This is a genomic window from Peribacillus sp. CSMR9, from assembly GCF_033141925.1.
Lineage (GTDB): Bacteria > Bacillota > Bacilli > Bacillales > DSM-1321 > Peribacillus > Peribacillus simplex_A.
On sequence record NZ_JAOPHO010000227.1, the window covers coordinates 1 to 651 of the forward strand.

Below are 651 nucleotides of genomic sequence, written 5' to 3' on the forward strand. Positions count from 1 at the left end.
TTTAAAATATCAGATATTCTCAAACCGGTTTGTATCCCAAATAAAAATAGAATATAATTTCGCTCATTTCGCTCTTTTAACATTCTCTTAATTTCTTGGATCGTGTTTAGATTGCGAATGGGTTGTACAATATTCACCTTTCCTCACCTACTCTTAGCTTCTTTTGAGCAAAAGAAAAACATTCCTTGGAATGCTTTGAAATACCACCTCATTATGCTAATTGCTAATTATATTTATCCCGTCCTTATCAATCACCCAGGAGGAAGCCAGGATTGCAGGAACGGTCGCTGTAAAATTTGACAGTCAGTAATTTGCAAAGGAATTTCACACTCTGCGCCCCTAAGCTATCGTACGCAATACTGCTAGACTCCAGTTGCTCCCCCGTAATTTCAGCCGGCAACCTTCTCAGTCATTCGATACACTTGAGTACACCATTGATATGGGAACGATGCATCTCCCATCAGGCGTTTACCTGATAAGAAAATTCTACCTTCAATGGAAAATTAAAAATTCCCCTCCTTTATCCCTGAAAAACTCCTCATTTTGTCCATGTTTTTGTCCCTAATTTTGTCGTGTTTTTGTCGTAGAAATAAAAAAAAGCACTCAAATGATCTTGAGTGCGGTAGCAATTAAATAGATAGCGTGTCTTTT

1 pseudogene is annotated in these 651 nt (G+C 37.8%); it reads right to left on the bottom strand.

Annotated elements, in window-relative coordinates:
* A pseudogene (locus tag N9I19_RS25035) lies at positions 1-137 on the bottom strand (site-specific integrase); the annotation flags it as partial.
* Positions 138-651: the final 514 nt, after the last annotated feature.